We start from the raw sequence: 17,741 nt of genomic DNA, 5'->3' as shown, positions 1-17,741 counted from the left end.
CCGGGGTAATAGAGAGCTGGCGTCGCAGTTTTTGTGCTGCAACAGAAATAGCGCAATCGATAATTGTTCGATTGCGCTATTTTTTTGGGGAATGATTCGAGCGTCGTGTAAATAAAATACGGCATCGAGGCAATGGCATTTATTGCCTGCGACATCGAATGAAGTGAGGGGTAAGGGGGTTTTGTTATGTATGCATATGATTTTCAATGAAATTTATTCTGTCAAACAACTGTGGTTGGCAAAAATCCCGCAGAAAATAATATGACTGGAAATATAAAAGAACGGTAATAAATGATCGGGCTTAAGAAAAAAGTTATCAATACCGAAGTAGAGTGGGATTTCTACCTTGATCGAGAGTAGATAAGCATGATGCAATCGTCATTTGTGTGCTGATGCATTAGTTGTTTATTAGCAATCCCTTAATTTTCTTCTGATCCATTTAAACTGGGATACGAGGCGCCGATGATGCAACGACTCGCAACTTTTCATTCGCCGCTGGGTGATGAGGCGCTGTGGTTCCGGCGGCTCCAGCTCCGCGAATATCTGTCGCAACCCTTTGAAGCCGACATCGAGCTGCTGAGCCGCGAGCCGAATATCGCGCCCAACTCGATGCTGGGCCAGTCGGTCACGATCAAGCTCGACACCCACGCGCCGCAACAGCGCTTCCTCAACGCCCACGTTTCCCGCTTCGCCCAGATCGGCCGTGATGGCCGCTACTACGCCTACCGGGCCGAGCTGCGTCCCTGGTTCTGGTTTCTCCAGCGCACCATGGACTGCAAGATCTTCCAGAATCTGTCCGTCCCCGAAATCGTCCGCCAGGTCTTCAGCGACCACCCGATTGCTCAGTTCCTGGAACGACTGGCCGGCAGCTATCCCAAGCGGGATTACTGCGTCCAGTACAACGAATCCGACTTTACGTTCGTCTCCCGTCTCCTTGAGCAGGAAGGCATCAGCTACTGGTTCGAACACCAGAGCGGCCAACACCGGATGGTCCTGGGCGACGGCATGGGCGCCCATCAGCCGATGCCGGGCTACGAAGAACTACTTTGCCATCTGAACCCCAACGACGGGATGACGCTGGAGACGGAAACCGTTTCCGTTTGGAAAAGCCATCGCGAAGTGCTGAGCGGTCAGGTCGAGATCAATGACTATGACTTCCTGAAGCCGCGCGCTGACCTGACCAGCCGGGGCGCCGAGATTCGGCCCCATGCGCTGGGCGACTACGACGTCTATGGCTGGCCCGGCAACTACGTCGAGCCGGGCAACGGTCAGCGTTATGCCCAGATGCAAATCGATGAACTGCAGGCCCGCCACCAAGAAATTGAAGCGGCAGGCCCGCTTCGGGGCATCTCGGCCGGGCGGCGCTTTTCGCTGATCCAGCATCCCAACGCTGACCAGAACCAGGACTATCTGGTGGTTTCGGCCGAGCTGACCGTCACGGAATCCAATTACGCTTCAGGCGGGGAATCCTCGTGGGAAGCCCATACCTACTTCACCGTCCTGCCCTGGCAAGGCAACTACCGTCCGCCTCGGACGACCGAGCGTCCGATCATCCCGGGTCCGCAAACCGCTGTCGTTGTGGGGCCACCGGGAGAAGAAATCTGGATCGACGAGCACGGCCGCGTCAAGGTCCAGTTCCACTGGGACCGCTACGGCAAGAAGGACGACAAAAGCTCGTGCTGGATTCGGGTCGCTCAGCCTTGGGCGGGCGTGAACTTCGGCATGGTGGCGCATCCCCGGATCGGCCAGGAGGTGGTGGTCCAGTTCCTTGATGGGAATCCGGACACGCCGCTGATTACCGGCCGCGTCTACAACGCCTTGTCCATGCCGCCCTGGACACTGCCGGCCAACAAGACCCAGACCGGCATCCTGACCCGTTCCACTCCCAAAGGCGGTTACGACAACGCCAATGCCATCCGTTTTGAAGACAAGAAGGGGGAAGAACAGCTGTGGATTCATGCGGAGAAGAACCAGGACATCGAGGTTGAGAACGACGAGACGCATTGGGTAGGGCGTGATCGGACCAAGACCATCGACCGTGATGAGACGGTCCAGGTGAAGCGTGACCGGACGGAGACGGTGGATCGGGACGAAACGATCACCATCCACAACAACCGCAAGGAACGGGTCGATCACAACGAATCGATTTCCATCGGTGATAACCGGACGGAAGACGTTGGAAAAAACGAGAAAATCTTTATCGGCAACCACCGCGATGAAGAGGTGGGCCAGAACGAGACGATCAAAATCGGCGCCAATCAGACGCTGACGGTAGGTAAGACGCAGAAGCGCTCGGTTGGCCGCCATGTGCAGGACAAGGTCGACCATAACTGGTCGGTCAAGGTAGGCCGCTTCAAGACCGAAACGGTCGGGTTTGCCTATATGCAGAATGTCGGGATGGCCAAGATGGTCAATATCGGCGCGGCTTACAACGTCAACGTCGGCGTCTCGATGCTGCTCAATGTCGGTCAGACACGCAGCGTGACGGTGGGCAAGAGCCAAGCGACCAAGGTGGGCGAAAAGCTCAGCATGGTGGTGGGAGGCGGCGGTGGTGGCGAGGGCGCGGCAACGCCTGAGCTGGCCAACAATATCGTGGCGCCGGCCCCGCAACCGGCCTCGTCGGCCGCGACGCCCAGCACTCTCACCATGGATGGCAAGGGGCTGGTGCTGGGCATCAACCAGTCGATGCTGACGCTCAATGCCGACGGCAAGGATGTGCTGTCCTCGGGTGACACCTTGAAGCTGAGCGGGCAGAAGAAGATCGAATGCCATGCCGCGGAAGAGATTCTGCTGGTCTGCGGCGCAAGTACCTTGCGGATGACGCCCAGCCGGATCGAGATCATCAGCCCCGAGGTCAAGATCAACTGCTGAGGCATAAGCCATATAGGGTTTTCGAGACGCCGGCGAAGGGCGGCGGATCGGCCTGACCAGGGCCATAGCTTGAGGAATGCTTGCGAATGATAGGTAAACCAGCCGCCCGTCTGGGCGACGCCGTGTCGGGTGGCGTGATCGTGCAAGGCTCATCGTCGGTGCTGATCGGCGATGGGGCCGACGGGGTGGCCTGCTCGGTCTGTCGTGATCAGATTGGCGTGGGCAATCCAGTCAATCCGCTGCTTGGCTGCAAGGTGCTGGCTGGGCGCGAGGAATTGGATTTCGCGCTGCCCGGACCGCTGCCTCTGGTCTGGCAACGGTTCTACAGCTCGGATAACGCCCGCATCGGCCCGCTGGGGCAGGGCTGGGTTCTGCCGTCGCCCTGGCAGCTTGAACTGGAGCTGGCTGCCTGCCGGGTCATCGACCCGCAACGGCGCACACTGAGTTTCGGCGCACTGCCGCCGGACAGTCGCCGCTACTCGGCCAGCGAAGACCTGTGGCTGCTGCGTGGCGGCCATCGCGGCGACTGGGGCCGGCGCTGGCAGCACCTGCCGCTGGCGTTGCGGCAGGACGCCGATTGCATCGTGCTGGGTACAGCCGATCGCAGCGCCATCGTGTTTCGTCCCGACCCGGTCGGCGGCTGGGCCATGGTGGCCGAATTCGACCAGATGGGCTATCAGCAGCAACGCCACTGGCAGGAGGGTCTTCTGCTGGCCATCAGCGACGGCCTGGGCCGTCGTTATCGCCTGCGTTACCGCCAGATCGTGCCGGCAAGCGACCACGATGGTGGCCTGCGTCTGCAATCGATCTGGCTTGAACACGACCCGGCCATGGCGCTCGACCAGCCTATGGTGCTGGTCAGTTACGACTATGACGGCGCCGGCGATCTGGTCGCGGTGCGCGATCGCGAGAACCGGACGGTTCGCCGGTTTGCCTACCGCGACCATCTGCTGGTCGAACACGCCGTGCCGGGGCTGCCGCCGACCTGCTATGAATACGACCGCTATACACCGACGGGCCGGGTGATCCGGCAGACCAATCCAGGCGGGCTCGATTACCAGTTCGACTATCGGCGCCGCCAGACCGTGGTGACCGACAGTCTGGGCCGGCAGACCCGTTATGAATTCTCGGGCGAGGCGGGACTGTGCCGGCTCGACCGGCTGGTGCGTCCGGACGGCGCGACGCTGCGCTATGAATATGACGCCGCCGGCCGGCTGTTTGCCATCCATGATGTGCTGGACCGCACCATTCACTACCGCATGGACAGCGAAGGCCGCGTGCTGGCGCTGCTGCGGCCGGGCAGCGATGGGGTGGTGCAGGAATGGGATGCAGAGATCAACCGCATCGTCAAAGCCAGCGCACCGGGCGACCGGGTGTGGCAGTTCCGCTATGACGAACGCGGTCGGCTTGAAGCCGAGATCGATCCATTGGGCAGTGTCACCCGCTATGTATATGGACTGGAGCGACTGCCTGATCGGCCGACCGAAATCCACGATGCGCGCGGCGGGGTGAGCCGGCTCGAATGGAATGGCGCGGGCCTGCTGGCCGCACGGACCGACTGCTCGGGGCACACCAGCCGTTACCACTATGACCGCTTTGGTTACCTGATCCACGAAATCGACCCGCTTGGCGGCTCGACCCGTTACGACTACGACAGCCAGGGCCGCTTGCTGCGGATACTGTCTGCCGACGGCAGCGAGTTGCGGCTGGTGCGCCATCAGGCCGGCTGGGTGGTGGAAGAGCAGGAAAACGGCCAGACCTGTTATACCGCCCAGCATGACCTGCGTGGCCGGGTAATCGAGCATGGCCGCTCCGGCATGACCCAGCGCTACCGTTATGACGCAGCCGGTCGACTGGTCTGGCTATGCAATGAAAACGGCGCCGTGGCGACCTTTGCCTATGACGAGCTGGACCGGCTGGTCGAGGAAATTGGCTTTGACGGCTGCTCGCAGCGCTATCGCTATGATGCGGCCGGCCAATTGCTCGAACACGAGCTGCCCGAGCGGCTGACCCGCTATGAATATGACCAGGGCGGCCGGCTGCTGGCGCGGCATCTGCCGGCGACCGGGCATGGTCCGGCACAGACCCATCGCTTCTTCTACAACCCGGTCGGGCAACTGATCCGTACCGATACCGGCCGGGTGCAGGTCGAGTTCGACTACGACCGGCTCGGCCGGCTGAGCCGCGAGACACTACGCCATTGCCATGGTTTCGAGCATGGCCTGCGCCACCATTACGACCCGCTCGGCAATCGGATCGCCATTGAATTCGACGACGGCCGGCGGCTCAATCTGCTGCATTACGGCAGCGGCCATCTGCATCAGATCAACCTTGACGGCGAGGTCCTGCTCGATATCGAACGCGACGCCCTCCATCGTGAAACCAGCCGCGAAGGCTTTGGACTGCACCAACAACGCCAGTACGACCGACTGGGCCGTCTGCTCGATCTGCGGGTCACGGGGCCCGATGGCGTGCCTCGCGCCGAGTTGTCGCACCGATGGCAGTACAACGAGACGGGCCTGCTGGTCGGCGCCGGCCAGGGCGGTCGGTCGCTTCATTACCGCTATGACAAGGCGGGACGTTTGCGCGGCTGGCGCGATGGCGAACGCGAGGAATACTGGCGGATCGACGGCGCCGGCAACCGGCTGCCCCGACCGCTTCCGCCAGCGCCCGACCAGATGCAGCCGGACTGGAGCAGCCTGGTGCGTGCCAATCTGCACAATCAGGATTTCAATCTGCTCACAGCGGAAAGCCGGGCCTATCCCGAGACACGTCCGGCCGTGGATGCCTGGCTGCATAACCGACCCGCCTTCGACGGCGCCGTCGATTATCGCTATGACCGCTACGGCCAGCTGATCGAGCGTGACGATCACGGCAGCGGCGAACGGCTGCGGCTTGGCTACGACGGGCGGGGCCAGTTGCTGTGCAGCCAGCGCCTCGATGGTGAAGGTTCGGGCAGCACCACCTGGTACGACTACGACGCCTTCGGCCGGCGCGTCGCCAAACAGACCGGCGAGGCGATCACCTGGTATGGCTGGGATGGCGACCAGCTCTGCCTGATCGATAGCCCGACCCGGCAGACGCGCATCGTCTATCCAGCTACCCGCTTCGGCCCGCTGCTGCGCATCGATTGCCCCAAACCGCCCAGGACACCGGCCTGGCGACCCGCCAAGCCGGCTGCGGCGGTGATCTATCTGTTCCATAACGACCATCGCGGCATGCCCTACGCCTTGAGTGACCGGGCAGGCCGGGTGGTCTGGCAAGGCTACGCCGACCCGTGGGGACAATTGCTCGAAGAGCAGGGCGAGCTGGCCGGCGATCAGCCGCTGCGGCTGCCTGGGCAGTGGCACGACCAGGAGACGGGCCTGCACTACAACCGCCACCGCTATTACGACGCGGCAAGCGGCCGCTATATCACGCCCGATCCGATCGGTTGGCGCGGTGGCCCCAATGGCTACGTCTATACCAATGCCAATCCGTTGCTACAGATCGACCCGCTCGGCCTGACGTTCATCTCGGCCGAGGAAGGGCAGAAGATCGTCGACGAGGCGCAGAACTGGGTCGGCACGCCGTATTCGCTGGTCGGTCAGCAGTCCACCACCGAGGGCGCCGACTGCTCCGGCTCGTTGTACCGGATCTATAACGGCGCAGGTTTCCCGATGGACTATTCGCGCGCCAGCGATCTGCCAAAGAACTGGCGCTTCAAGCCGGTACCCGAAGGCGCGCCGCTGCAAGCCGGCGATGTGGCGCAGTGGCCGGGCCATGTGGCGATCTACGACCCCAAACTGAACGAGGCCACCAAGGGCGAGAGCAATATCTGGACAGCATTCCGCAGCGGCGGCCGGCCTTTCGGTAAGGGGCATACCCGCTATTTCCGCAGCAACGGCCCGCTGACCTGGTACCGCTACGACAAGGACGCCGCCCCGCCACCACCGCCGGTCAAGCCCAAATCCAAGGGGAGCTGCAAGCAATGCAAATAAACACCTGGCTGGCCTGCTGGGCCGGTCTGCTGCTGAGCGCTGTCGGCGCGGCCGTCCCGGCACACGATCGGGCGGCCGATCAGCCATTTGTCCATAGCACGATCCGCGAGGCCGACCTGACTGGCGATGGCCGGCCCGAGCGGATGGTGCTGACCGCCAAAGCCCTGTCGTGGTATGCGCCGGTCGCCTGGAGCCTGACGGTGGCCGACCGTGGCCGCATCATCTATCGCCGTGACCGGGCGGCCGCGACCGAAGGGGAATATGTCGAGGAGATGTTCTCGGTAAAAAGCAAAGACTGCCCTGACTATCTCTCCTGCAAACGCCACTACTACCTGCATCAGCTTGGCGAGTCCTGGGCCTTGCCGGCCAACCCCGATTTCCTGCACGGAACGATGGGGGAAGTGCTCGACAGGCAGATCGATGAGGAAATGACGCGGCTGGCCATCCCGGCAAAGCGCCGTGCGGCGATACGCGCCGAGGTACGGCACCGGGTCGGCCAGGCCGGCACCCTGGTGCTTGTCCAGCCCAACACGCCGTTTCATAGCGACGCGGCACTGATCTGGGTGCCCAGCCTGGCGCAATTCATCACCTATTACGACGACTGAGGTCGCCAACGCGGCCAAGGGAGCGACGGACAATAATGGAAAAATTCAAGACAAGTACATGCAAGACCTAGTTTCACGATTTAAATAAATAAATGAAAATCGATTGATTGTGCGGAAATGCTTTGCGTCCGGTCCCACGCAGCAGCCTGGCCGGACCGCTGCCTTCTTCGAGGAACTCAGATGTCAGGTAAACCTGCCGCCCGGATGGGCGACGCCGTCAGTGACGGCGTGGTGGTGCAAGGTTCGTCGTCCGTACTGGTGGGCGACGGCGCGCAAGGACGGGCCTGTTCGGTCTGTCGCAGCTCGGTGCTGGTGGGGCAGCCGGTCAATCCCTTGCTGGGCTGCAAGGTGCTGGCCGGGCCCGAGGAACTCGACTTTGCCCTGCCCGGACCGATGGCGCTGCGCTGGCAACGGCGCTATGCCTCGGACAATGCCCGGGTCGGACCGCTGGGTCAGGGCTGGAGCCTGCCGCAGGGCTGCCAGGAGATCGAGCCCACGGTGGACGCCACGCTATTTCACGACAGCCAGGGACGCACCCTGCGTTTTGATGCCCTGCGTCCGGGCGAGGCGCTCTATTCGCCCAGTGAAGGGCTGTGGCTGCTGCGTGGCGGAGAAGAGGCCGACTGGGGGCCACGCTGGTCGCATCTGCCGGTGGCCTTGCGGGTCAATCCCGACTGTTTCGTGATCGGCGATGCCGACCTCAATGGCTGGGCATTCGGCCGGCCCGAAGGCGACTGGCCCGGTGCCCGTCTGCCGCTGCTGGCCTGCTTCGACCGTTATGGCTACCGCCAGCGCTTTGCCTGGCAGGGAACGCGTCTGCTGCTGGTCGAAGACGGCGTGGGGCGGCAATACCGGCTCGATTACCAGCGTCATGGCGAGTCGGACTGGCGTCTGATCCAGGTGGTGCTGACCGTTGACCCGACCGAACCGCTGGCCCAGCCGCTTGGGCTGGTGCGTTATCACTACGATGCGGCCGGTGATCTGGTCCAGGTGGTTGGACGCGGTGGCGCCGTGCTGCGCGAATATGGCTATCGAGCGCATCTGATGGTGCGTCACAGCGTGCGCGGCGGACCGGCCAGTGAATACGACTATGATGTCTGGACGCCCGACGGTCGGGTGGTGGCACAACGCAATCCGGGCGGGCTCGACTACCGTTTCAGCTATCACGACGACCGCACCGAAGTCCGCGACAGCCTGGGGCGGCTCGATATCTATCACTTCGTGGGCCAGGGCGGTCTGCAACGGCTGAGCGCCCATACCCGCGCCGATGGCTCCTGCTGGCGCTTTGGCTATGATTTCGCCGGTCGCTTGTGCAGCGAAACCGACCCATTGGGCCGCAGCGGCTACTACCGCTACGACGGCGAAGGCCGGCTGATCGGCCGCCAGACCGTCGAGGGCGCGGCCAGCTTTCTGGAATGGGAGGAAGACCACGGTCGCCTGCTGCGGCTGCGCAATGCCGAAGGGGCCGAATACCGCTTCGACTACGACCGGAGTGGCCGTCTGCTGGCCGAGACCGGGCCGGACGGGGCAAGCATCCTTTATCGCTATCTCGACCCGCGCTTTCCCGACCGGGTCTGTGAAATCGAGGACCCGCGCGGTGGCGTGCGACGCCTGAGCTGGAACGCGGCCGGGCTTCGTGCCAGCGAAAGCGACTGTTCCGGTCGTACCCGCCACTATCGCTACGATCGTTTCGGCCAGTTGCTCGAACTGAGCGAAGCCGACGGCAGCCGGACCACATGGCGTTATGACCGGCATGGCTGGTTGAGCGAAATCCTGACGCCCGATGGCGGCCGCCAATCGTATCGGCTCGATCCGGCCGGGCGGCCCTTGGTGATCCAGCGGGGCGAGCAGGCACTGGTCGGCTTCGACTATGATCCGCGCGGCCGCCTGATCCGCCGCACCGTCGGCGCCCACGCCCAGCACTATCGCTATGATGCGGCCGACCGGCTGGTCGAACATATCAATGAAAACGGGGCGGTAAGCCGCTTTGGCTATGATCTGCTCGACCGGCTGGTCGAGGAGCATGGCCTCGACGGGCGTATCCAGCGCTACCGCTACGACGCCGCCGACCAACTGCTCGAAGCCGACGATGCCGGCCGGACCACCCGCTATCGCTATGACCGCGCCGGCCGACTGGTCGAGCGCTGCTTGGCGGCGACGCCGCTGTTGCCCGAGCAAGTCCATCGTTTCGACTACGACCGTGCCGGCCGACTGCGCCGGGGCGATACGGGACGGGTAGTGGTCGAGTTCGACTATGATGCGGCGGGCCGGCTTATCGGCGAGACCCAGCGCCATGTGCGCGGTTTCGAACATGTGCTGCGTCATCGCTATGACGAGCGCGGCGTGCTGGTGGCGACGGTGCTGCCTGACGGACGTTGTCTCAATCGCTTGAGCTATGGTCCGGGCCATCTGCACCAGCTCAATCTGGACGGCGAGGTATTGCTCGATATCGAGCGCGATGGCCTGCATCAGGAAAGCCGCCGCCAATGCGGTGCCCTGGCACTGCATTTCGACTACGACCCCGATGGCCGCTTGCGCCGGCGCCGGGTCGAGCGCGGCGACGGCAGTCTCTACCTGGCACTCGACCGGCGCTGGGCCTACGACCCGCAGGGGCGGGTAAGTGCGACGGTGATCGGCGAGCGGGTGCAGCGCTACCGTTACGACGGGCAACAGCGTCTGATCGCCGTCGAAGGCGACGATGGTCTGAATCTTTCCTGGCGCTTCGACCCGGCCGGCAACTTCCTGCCTGAGCCTTGGCTGGCGGTCGATTCGGAGCAGGCGGAAGATTGGTCCGCGACGGTGATGGCGCACCGGGCCGACCCCGAGTTCAACCTGTTTGGCGAAATCGTCCCGCGGCGCCGCCATCGACGCGCAGCGGTGGCGCACTGGCTCGACGACCGGCTCGGCTATTGCGGTCGCTACGATTATCACTACGACGAACGCGGCAATCTGGTGGCACGCGACGATCGGCTGGAAGCCAGCGTTCGGCAATGCCACTACGACGCGCTCAATCAGTTGCAGCGCGTGGATAACGGCGAGCAGCAGGTCTGGTACGACTACGATTGCTTCGGTCGGCGCATCGCTCGCCAAATCGGTGAGCAGATCACCTGGTTTGGCTGGGACGGCGAGCGGCTATGCACCATCGAAACGGCCGAGCGGCGCAGTCAGATCGTCTACCAGGGCTTTGTGCCCCTGCTGCGGCTCGATGCTCCGCTGCGCGGCGCCATCGCCCAGGTGGCTTTCTATCATTGCGACCATCAGGGTACGCCATTCGCCTTGACCGATACCGCAGGCGAGCTGCTCTGGCTGGCCCGGCTCGACCCGTGGGGCCGACTGCTCGAAGAAAGCGGTCCGCTGGCCGGCGACCAGCCGGTGCGGCTGCCGGGGCAGTGGTGGGATGAGGAAACAGGCTGGTACTACAACCGCCATCGCTATTACGATCCCGAACTCGGCCGCTATATCAGCCAGGACCCACTGGGCGTGGCGGGCGGCAGCAATGCCTACCGCTATGCCGGGGCGTCGCCGCTGAACTTCATCGACCCGCTGGGTCTGCGCGAGTGCGTCGGCACGGCCCGGGTATTGAAGGGCAATAGCCGGCATATCGGTCATGGCGGTGGCTTCAATACCAACCCGTCCAATCTGGAGCGCTATGGCATTACGGCCGACTCGGCGGTGGTGATCCCCAAACAGTTCAATCTGACCAAGCCGCAGATGCGTGGCTATCTGGACCAGATCTCGGGCGTATTGGGCGACGGCACCACCTTTGGCCGGGTGCGCGACATCATGGATGACCAGAATGTGCGGCGCGAAAAGGGCCTGGCTTCCACCAGCCAGTTCCACGACTACCTCATCGAGCGCGAAAAGGTGAACGGTAAGGAAGTGCTGATGTTGGAATTGCCGGGCGCCACCAAGGACCTGGGTATCCAGCCGGTCACGCTGACCATTCCTGACGAATTGAGCTGTCCTTGCGGTACTTCGCCCAAGGCGCCCTGAAGAAGAACCATGACAAAGAAACGATTTGTTGCCGCCGGTCTGCTGCTGTCGCTGACGCCTGCCTGGGCGGCAGATTGGCCCGAAGTGGGCGAGGTCCACGCCAGCTTTCGCGTTTCGACCGCCCATCCCCATGCCAGCCTGATCATTCCCGACCTCGACGGTCGGCCGCTGTATCGCCTGAGCTGCCACCAGGGCGACTATGAAAGTGCGGAAGAGGGCGACTTCGACAATATGTACCACTGCAAGCTCTGGGACGCCCGCCAGCCGCAGCCCGGCCCCGACCTGCTATGGCCGACACCGCAGTGGAACCGTGCCCGGACGCGGGCGCTGTTTACCCTGGAGCAGTTGATGGGTAGCTGCGCCAAGGATCCTTACTTTGGTCAGGTGCGCAGCTTCCGTTTCCGCGGCATGGAAATGCGGCTGGCGGTGTCGGACTTCCGCTACCCCGATATGCGCCGCCTGTTGAAAGAAGAAGTGCCGTTCAGCTTCTCGCTGCAACTCAAGGTGGATGTACGGCCAGCGCCTCAGGCCAAGGCGCAGTATGTCGGCCCGGCACCGCAATATTGCAGCAGCGAATTCAAGCTCGACCCGGCCGGCCGACTCAAGGAAACGGTCCAGCGCGGCATCGATCCGGCAACGCCGTCTGATTGAGGTGGGGTCCAAAAGCACCGCGCGGCGGATAACCCGTCGTGCTGTTTTTTATGCCTGTCCGAGCCGGAAATTGCGCCGCTGCGCGGCTAGCGCATTTCCAGTCGATTCGGAGTCAATGGGTCCTGTCCTCAAAGCGCCGGCTTCTGGCGCTTAACCAGACTTGCTGCAACGCTGATTTCAGTGGAAATGCGCTCACAGCACCCTGCCGATTCATCGATTCGGACACCGAGAGACTGATGAAACAGACGCGGCCTCTCGGCCTTATCGTCTTGGTGCTTGGCTCGGATTCACAGCCTTTCCGTTTAAAGCGGAGCGGGTTGAATGCTGCGGCCTGCGCTTTGCGGTCGGGACACGCTGACTCCGAACTGACTGGAAATACGCTAACCGGACATGCGCTGACTGAGCGCCACGCTCCCACAGGAGCAGCGGCGCCCATTCCCTCACTGCACCTTATATAACTCCCCAAACTGCCCATTGCGGATCAGCGAAGCGATATCGCTGCCGTAACCGCCCAGCACCACGGTGCCTGCCGGCAATAGGCGGGTGTCGAGTCGATCAAGCAGCGGCATGCTGATCATGGCCGGCCCCGTGACCGTCAACAGCGGTTCCTGCTGTAGTCCCCAGCCCTGACTGGATTTGAAGAACAGCATATTGCCCAGCAGGGCAGCCACATACACCTGTTGGGTACCAGTTTCCGGGATATGGATTTCCGAGCGCACCGTCGCGGCCGCCTTGAAACCCGACACATCGCTGCGGAAGGCGCGGGCGGTCGGTTTGCCGTCGTCAGTAAGGGTGAAATCGAGCGTATGGCCGCCGTCGGGGCCGTCGGCGTCCTGGCCTGAGCTGCTGGGAATGCCACCGTTGTAGCGCGGGTTGGTGCTGACGGTCCACAACTGTACCGAGTGCTTGCCGCTGCTGAGCTGATTGGACAGCGTGGCATCGGTGCCGGCATTGGCATTGTCGAGCGTCCAGCGTTGATTACGCAGCGTGGCGCCATGCGTCAGCATCTGATGCGAGAAGCGCCAGGTACCGCTCTGGAACTGGCCCAGCAGTGCCACTTCAGGCAGTTGTGGAGTGGCGTAACCGGTGGCGACGCTGAACGAGTGCTGCGCCAGCACATGGTCGCCATCGACCAGTTGCAGTTTCCAATTGCCCGGCAGTCGCGCCATGCCGGTATTGGGCCAGGTCCACGACAGATAGACGTAACGGTTGCCCGTCTCGGCGCTGAAGGGGTAGCTGTAGTACAGCGTGCCATCGGGCGACACCAGCCGCAGCGTCAGGCTCTGGGCGGCCGCGAGTCCGTTGTAGTGGACGGCGAAATAGACCGTGCCGCTCTGGTCGGCCGGAATGGTGCTCAGGCTGCTGCCGGTCGGGGTGGCGGCCGGTACCGTGGTGCCGATCTCGAAAGTGGTGCTGAGTCCGGCTCGTGGCTGCACCGGCAGCGACGAGTAATCGGTCACATTTTGCAGGCCCCGGCCGCCGTAGTGGCGGGCACAGGCGGCCAGATCGTCGCCTTTGAGCACGTTCTGGTAGGCGTAGGGGTGATAAGGGTAGGAGAACATCACCGCCGCCGGCTGATCGGAATGGCTGAGGCCGATGATATGGCCGATCTCGTGGGTGGCGTTGGCTTCGAGCGACTCGACCGTAGTAAGGCCACGATAGTTGAACTGGATATCGCCTTCATTGATCTGGCGCTGGGCATTCCACCAGAACAGGGCATAGCCGTCGAAACCGAAGTCGGTTGACCAGCCTATGGTGCTGATACCGTCCTGGGTCATTAGCGGCGCATTGGTTTCGCCGAGGTATTCGAATTTGATATTGCAGCCGGCCTCCCATTTGGCCATGGCGCGTTGCAGGGCGGTCAGAATCTGATCGCGGGTCAGCGAGGCCGGTTCGTTGGCGACGTTGTAGCGCCAGCGTACCGTATCGATCCAGCGGGCACCGTAGCCGACGAAACCGAAACGGTTGCCGTCGGCCGGCAGGCCCTGATAGTCGGCCAGTGCGGGAACACTGGCCAGCAGCGACAACAGCAAAGCGAGGCGAGTCATGGTGGGTGATCCTCTAAGCTATTGAACCGCTTCAGCATAGCTGGCCGGATCGTGGCTCTGCCATATCTTCTTTTTATTTGAATGAATTACTTATAAATATTGGCTATCAATTGTTATAACTAAGTCGGATAGTAGTCCCTATCTCGTAAAGCCGGCATTCGGCAAAACTGAACAATAGAGAGGACACTACCATGACCATCGCGACGATGACCCCTCCCACCCTCACCGCCCCGCGCAACATCGAGCGGATTGCCGAAGGCAGTCCGACCTCCGACGGCGCCGGCGTTCGACTGCTGCGGGTACTGAGCCACGAGCTGCAACGCCGGCTCGATCCCTTCCTGATGCTCGACTATTTCGAGTCGGACAATCCGGACGACTATCTGGCCGGTTTCCCCAGCCATCCGCATCGTGGTTTTGAAACCGTGACCTATATGCTGGCCGGCCGGATGCGCCACCGCGACAACGCCGGCCATGAAGGGCTGCTGGGCGCGGGCGGCGTGCAGTGGATGACGGCCGGACGCGGCATCATCCATAGCGAACTGCCCGAGCAGGAAGACGGGCTGATGCATGGCTTTCAGCTCTGGCTCAATCTGCCCGCAGCCGACAAGATGACGGAGCCGGGCTATCGCGATATTCCCGCCGGCGAGATTCCCAGGTTTGTCACGACGGACGGGGCCGAAGTGAAGGTGATCGCGGGGCAGAGTCATGGCGTCGTGGGAGCGGTACAAAAGCCTGTCACGGAGCCGCTGTATCTCGATGTGGTGCTGCCTGCCGGCGCCCGCCTGGTCCAGCCGCTTGCCGAGTCCGCCAATGCTTTTGTCTATGTCTACGATGGCAGCGTCGAGATCGGTGGCTATCGGGTCAAGCCGCGCCGGCTGGCCGTGCTGGAGAACCGCGCAGGCCGTGATGGCGTAGAGATTGCCAGCGAGGAAGGCGGCCGTTTCCTGCTGATCGCCGGCCAGCCGCTGCTCGAGCCGATTGCCCAATGGGGGCCGTTTGTGATGAATACCCGCGCCGAAGTCGAGCAGGCCGTCGAGGATTTTCGCAGCGGTCGCTTCTGAATGATTTCCTGAAATCAAGCCACCCGGCCGGGCCGCTGCGTCGCACAGGCGAGGTGGCGGCTTGTTCGTTGATGCAAATATCCTTGTCCATTCGCCAGTCCAGTCAGCGATAATTGCAGGCTTTGTGCGGCCCGGCGCCTCATTGGCGTCATTGCCGAGCCGGCATCGAGTGAGGTGCGCTGGAAAGCTCCATGGCCGTCTCTGCCGAGATGGCTTTTTTATGTCTGTTGGTAACTAGGGGATGCGATGGAAACGCAGAAACATCTGGCGGTATTGAGAAAAGTCGCTTTGGTGGTGCTGGGGGTTGGTGTGCTGGATCTGGCGGTGTCCTGCTATCGGCTCTCCACCGCCTCGGTCTCGGGTCAGATCAATCTCAGCCTCAATATCGTGATGGCGGTGTTTGTGGCGTTCTATCTCTGGCGCGGCGGTTTGAGAATGGCTTCGGTGGTGCGCTGGCTGTCGGTGCTTGCGCTGGCCACGATCGCCGCGACGCTGCTGACCGCGCCATTCCTGCAGCCGATCGGACTGACCTTGTTGCAGATGCGTCTGGAGACCTCGGCCTTCTTCTATCCCTTGCTGGTGCTGGGGTTTAGCGTGGTGTTCCTGCTGTGGCTGGCGCGGACGCTGGGCGACGAATCGATCCTGGCCGCCCGGGCGGCGGCTGGGTATAAGCGGCGCGACATGCGCATTCCGGCCGCGATCGGCGCCGGTCTGGTGCTGCTGTTCTCGGGTTTGTATTTCACCTTCATGGGCGGCCCCGATGCCGAACGAGCTATTGCGCTCGCCAGGGACCAAGTGGGGAAGGATTATCGCTTCCAGGTCCGGGCGATCAATATCATGCATACGCCGCAGGGCAGGCAGGGTTTTGCCTCGGTCACCGTCTGGAACGACAAGGAAATCAAGACGGTTCCTGTGTACTGGAAGGAAGAAGCGGCTCGATGAGTCCGCGTATCAGCGGCCACCAGACCGGGCTGCGGCGGCTGGTCTGCTGTACCTGGCGGACGTCGTCCGCTGAACCAGCCTGTCGATGGCTACCGCCTTCTGCTTGCCCTTTCTACTTCTCGTGCCGTTGATGTTCGGTCTGTGGCGCGGCAGCGTAAGGGTAGCCTCATGACTGCCTCGGATGAAAGAGAGATCCGGGAGATTCCGCTGAAATGGGGCCGGAATAGGGGGGTAATGAGATTATTAAAAATTTAGGAAAAACGTCTGCAATACTGTGTGCGAGACCTAATGAAAATGGATATGAATCTGACCTGGAGAGTCGGCATCGCTCCTTTCCCGCATTCCTTCCACTTTTAGATAGAATCAGCCATTTCCCTCACAGGTCGCTGCCATGTCGATGTGGTTCTTGGGCGCAGGTATCGTAGCGCTCTGCGTCTACTTCTTTTCGTTTATCTCGACCGTGATCCACTCGCTCGACAAGGATGAACAGCGGCGTTTTTCCCAGGAAGGTCTTCCTAAAGGCGGGTTTATCAAGACCCTGCTGCTATGGGTGGCCTTTTTCTATTTCAAGGATCCGGTGGCCTCGCTACTGATCGGATTGCTGATCCTGGCCGATTGGTGGTGGGAAGCCAAGAGCCGCCATCGCAAGCTGCTCGCTTTGGGCTTTCCGGCCGAATTCGAGCGGCGTCTGTGGAAGGTGGGATATTGGCTGGCGCTGGGGCAGGTATTGCTGATGATCTTTGTGGTGATACGGCAAAGCTCCGTACCGCTGACGTAGGGAGTGGAGCGTCCGACGATCGTCTGGCACCGGCTCGGACGCTCACTGCGTGCCTTGTCTCGTAGCGAGCTGTCGAAGGCTGCAAGGGATCATCGCTTGAGTCCGCTCAGCTTGCTTTAAGGACGCGATCTGTCCCAGGCGTCTTCTGCGATTCATGGCCTTTGCGGCGCGCATGAAAATCAGGCGCCGCCCGGATATTTCACGCTGCAACCATAGGATTTGGTGGTCGGCTGACTGACCGCCTTGCCTGCCATCGCTTCGCCCAGTGCCTGATTCACATAGTTGGTGGCGGTCTTGATGTCGGCCGGGTTGGCGGTCGGTTTGCTGTCGATCGCGCCTGCATAGATCAGCGTGCCTTGCGGGTTGACGATGTACATATGCGGCGTGGTGGTGGCGTGGTAGCTCTGGCCGATCTTGCCGTCGGCGTCGAGCAAGGTGGCGGTTGGGGCCGAGTGTTTGGATTTCTGCCAGGCTGCCAGTTGGGCGCGGGCTTTTTCATCCTGTCCGGCGCCGGTCTGGATCGATACCCAGACGGCTCCCTTGGCCATCGCTTCCTTCTGGGTGCTTGGCATATTGCCGCTGTCGTAATGTTTCTTGACGAAGGGGCATTCCGGATTGGTCCATTCGACCACTACATATTTGCCCTTGAAATCAGCCAGTGACACCGTCTTGCCCGAGGCATCGGTGCCGGTGAAAACGGGGGCGGGTTGGCCGACCACGGCCTGCGCCAGGGCAGCGTGGCTGCTCAGAAGGGCGGCACCGACCAGCGCGCCCGTGATCCAGGTCTTCATCATGATGATCTCCTTGTGCTG

General features: G+C 62.2%; 10 protein-coding genes. 8 read left to right on the top strand and 2 right to left on the bottom strand.

Features of this window, described 5'->3' with window-relative positions; translation table 11 throughout:
- The first annotated feature begins 462 nt into the window (after window positions 1-462).
- From ACFOW7_RS05200 to ACFOW7_RS05180, 5 genes are all read left to right on the top strand, one after another.
- Complete coding sequence (locus ACFOW7_RS05200) at window positions 463-2,871, top strand: type VI secretion system Vgr family protein (protein WP_378161782.1); 2,409 nt, start codon at window positions 463-465, stop codon at window positions 2,869-2,871.
- 86 nt (window positions 2,872-2,957) lie between these two features.
- The gene (locus tag ACFOW7_RS05195) at window positions 2,958-6,851 is read left to right on the top strand and encodes an RHS repeat-associated core domain-containing protein (RefSeq protein WP_378161779.1); all 3,894 of its coding nucleotides are present in this window, start codon (window positions 2,958-2,960) and stop codon (window positions 6,849-6,851) included.
- Window positions 6,842-7,456 (top strand): hypothetical protein, encoded by a 615-nt coding sequence (locus ACFOW7_RS05190; protein ID WP_378161777.1) that lies wholly within the window; start codon window positions 6,842-6,844, stop codon window positions 7,454-7,456. The genes ACFOW7_RS05195 and ACFOW7_RS05190 overlap by 10 nt, the downstream gene beginning before the upstream one ends.
- Before the next feature lie 180 nt (window positions 7,457-7,636).
- Window positions 7,637-11,449, top strand: a complete 3,813-nt coding sequence (locus tag ACFOW7_RS05185) for an RHS repeat-associated core domain-containing protein (RefSeq protein WP_378161775.1) — start codon at window positions 7,637-7,639, stop codon at window positions 11,447-11,449.
- 9 nt (window positions 11,450-11,458) lie between these two features.
- Window positions 11,459-12,100, top strand: a complete 642-nt coding sequence (locus ACFOW7_RS05180) for a hypothetical protein (RefSeq protein ID WP_378161773.1) — start codon at window positions 11,459-11,461, stop codon at window positions 12,098-12,100.
- 440 nt (window positions 12,101-12,540) lie between these two features.
- Here ACFOW7_RS05180 and ACFOW7_RS05175 read toward each other — a convergent pair whose 3' ends face one another.
- Window positions 12,541-14,148, bottom strand: a complete 1,608-nt coding sequence (locus ACFOW7_RS05175) for a matrixin family metalloprotease (RefSeq protein WP_378161771.1) — start codon at window positions 14,146-14,148, stop codon at window positions 12,541-12,543.
- Window positions 14,149-14,339: 191 nt separating this feature from the next.
- On the opposite strand from ACFOW7_RS05175, the gene ACFOW7_RS05170 reads away from it, so the two are divergent.
- From ACFOW7_RS05170 to ACFOW7_RS05160, 3 genes are all read left to right on the top strand, one after another.
- On the top strand, window positions 14,340-15,209 hold the full coding sequence (locus ACFOW7_RS05170) for a pirin family protein (RefSeq protein WP_378161769.1): 870 nt from the start codon (window positions 14,340-14,342) through the stop codon (window positions 15,207-15,209).
- A gap of 246 nt (window positions 15,210-15,455) precedes the next feature.
- Window positions 15,456-16,151, top strand: coding sequence for a hypothetical protein (locus tag ACFOW7_RS05165; protein ID WP_378161766.1), 696 nt, complete (start codon window positions 15,456-15,458; stop codon window positions 16,149-16,151).
- A gap of 391 nt (window positions 16,152-16,542) precedes the next feature.
- On the top strand, window positions 16,543-16,929 hold the full coding sequence (locus tag ACFOW7_RS05160) for a hypothetical protein (RefSeq protein WP_378161764.1): 387 nt from the start codon (window positions 16,543-16,545) through the stop codon (window positions 16,927-16,929).
- Between the two features lie 179 nt (window positions 16,930-17,108).
- On the opposite strand, the gene ACFOW7_RS05155 is transcribed toward ACFOW7_RS05160, so the two are convergent.
- On the bottom strand, window positions 17,109-17,723 hold the full coding sequence (locus ACFOW7_RS05155; RefSeq protein ID WP_378161762.1) for a thioredoxin family protein: 615 nt from the start codon (window positions 17,721-17,723) through the stop codon (window positions 17,109-17,111).
- Window positions 17,724-17,741 lie beyond the last annotated feature (18 nt).

The organism is Chitinimonas lacunae (assembly GCF_042650885.1).
GTDB lineage: Bacteria > Pseudomonadota > Gammaproteobacteria > Burkholderiales > Chitinimonadaceae > Chitinimonas_A > Chitinimonas_A lacunae.
The sequence above is the reverse complement of the archived record's forward strand: the minus strand, read 5'-3'. Positions and strand labels throughout refer to the sequence as shown.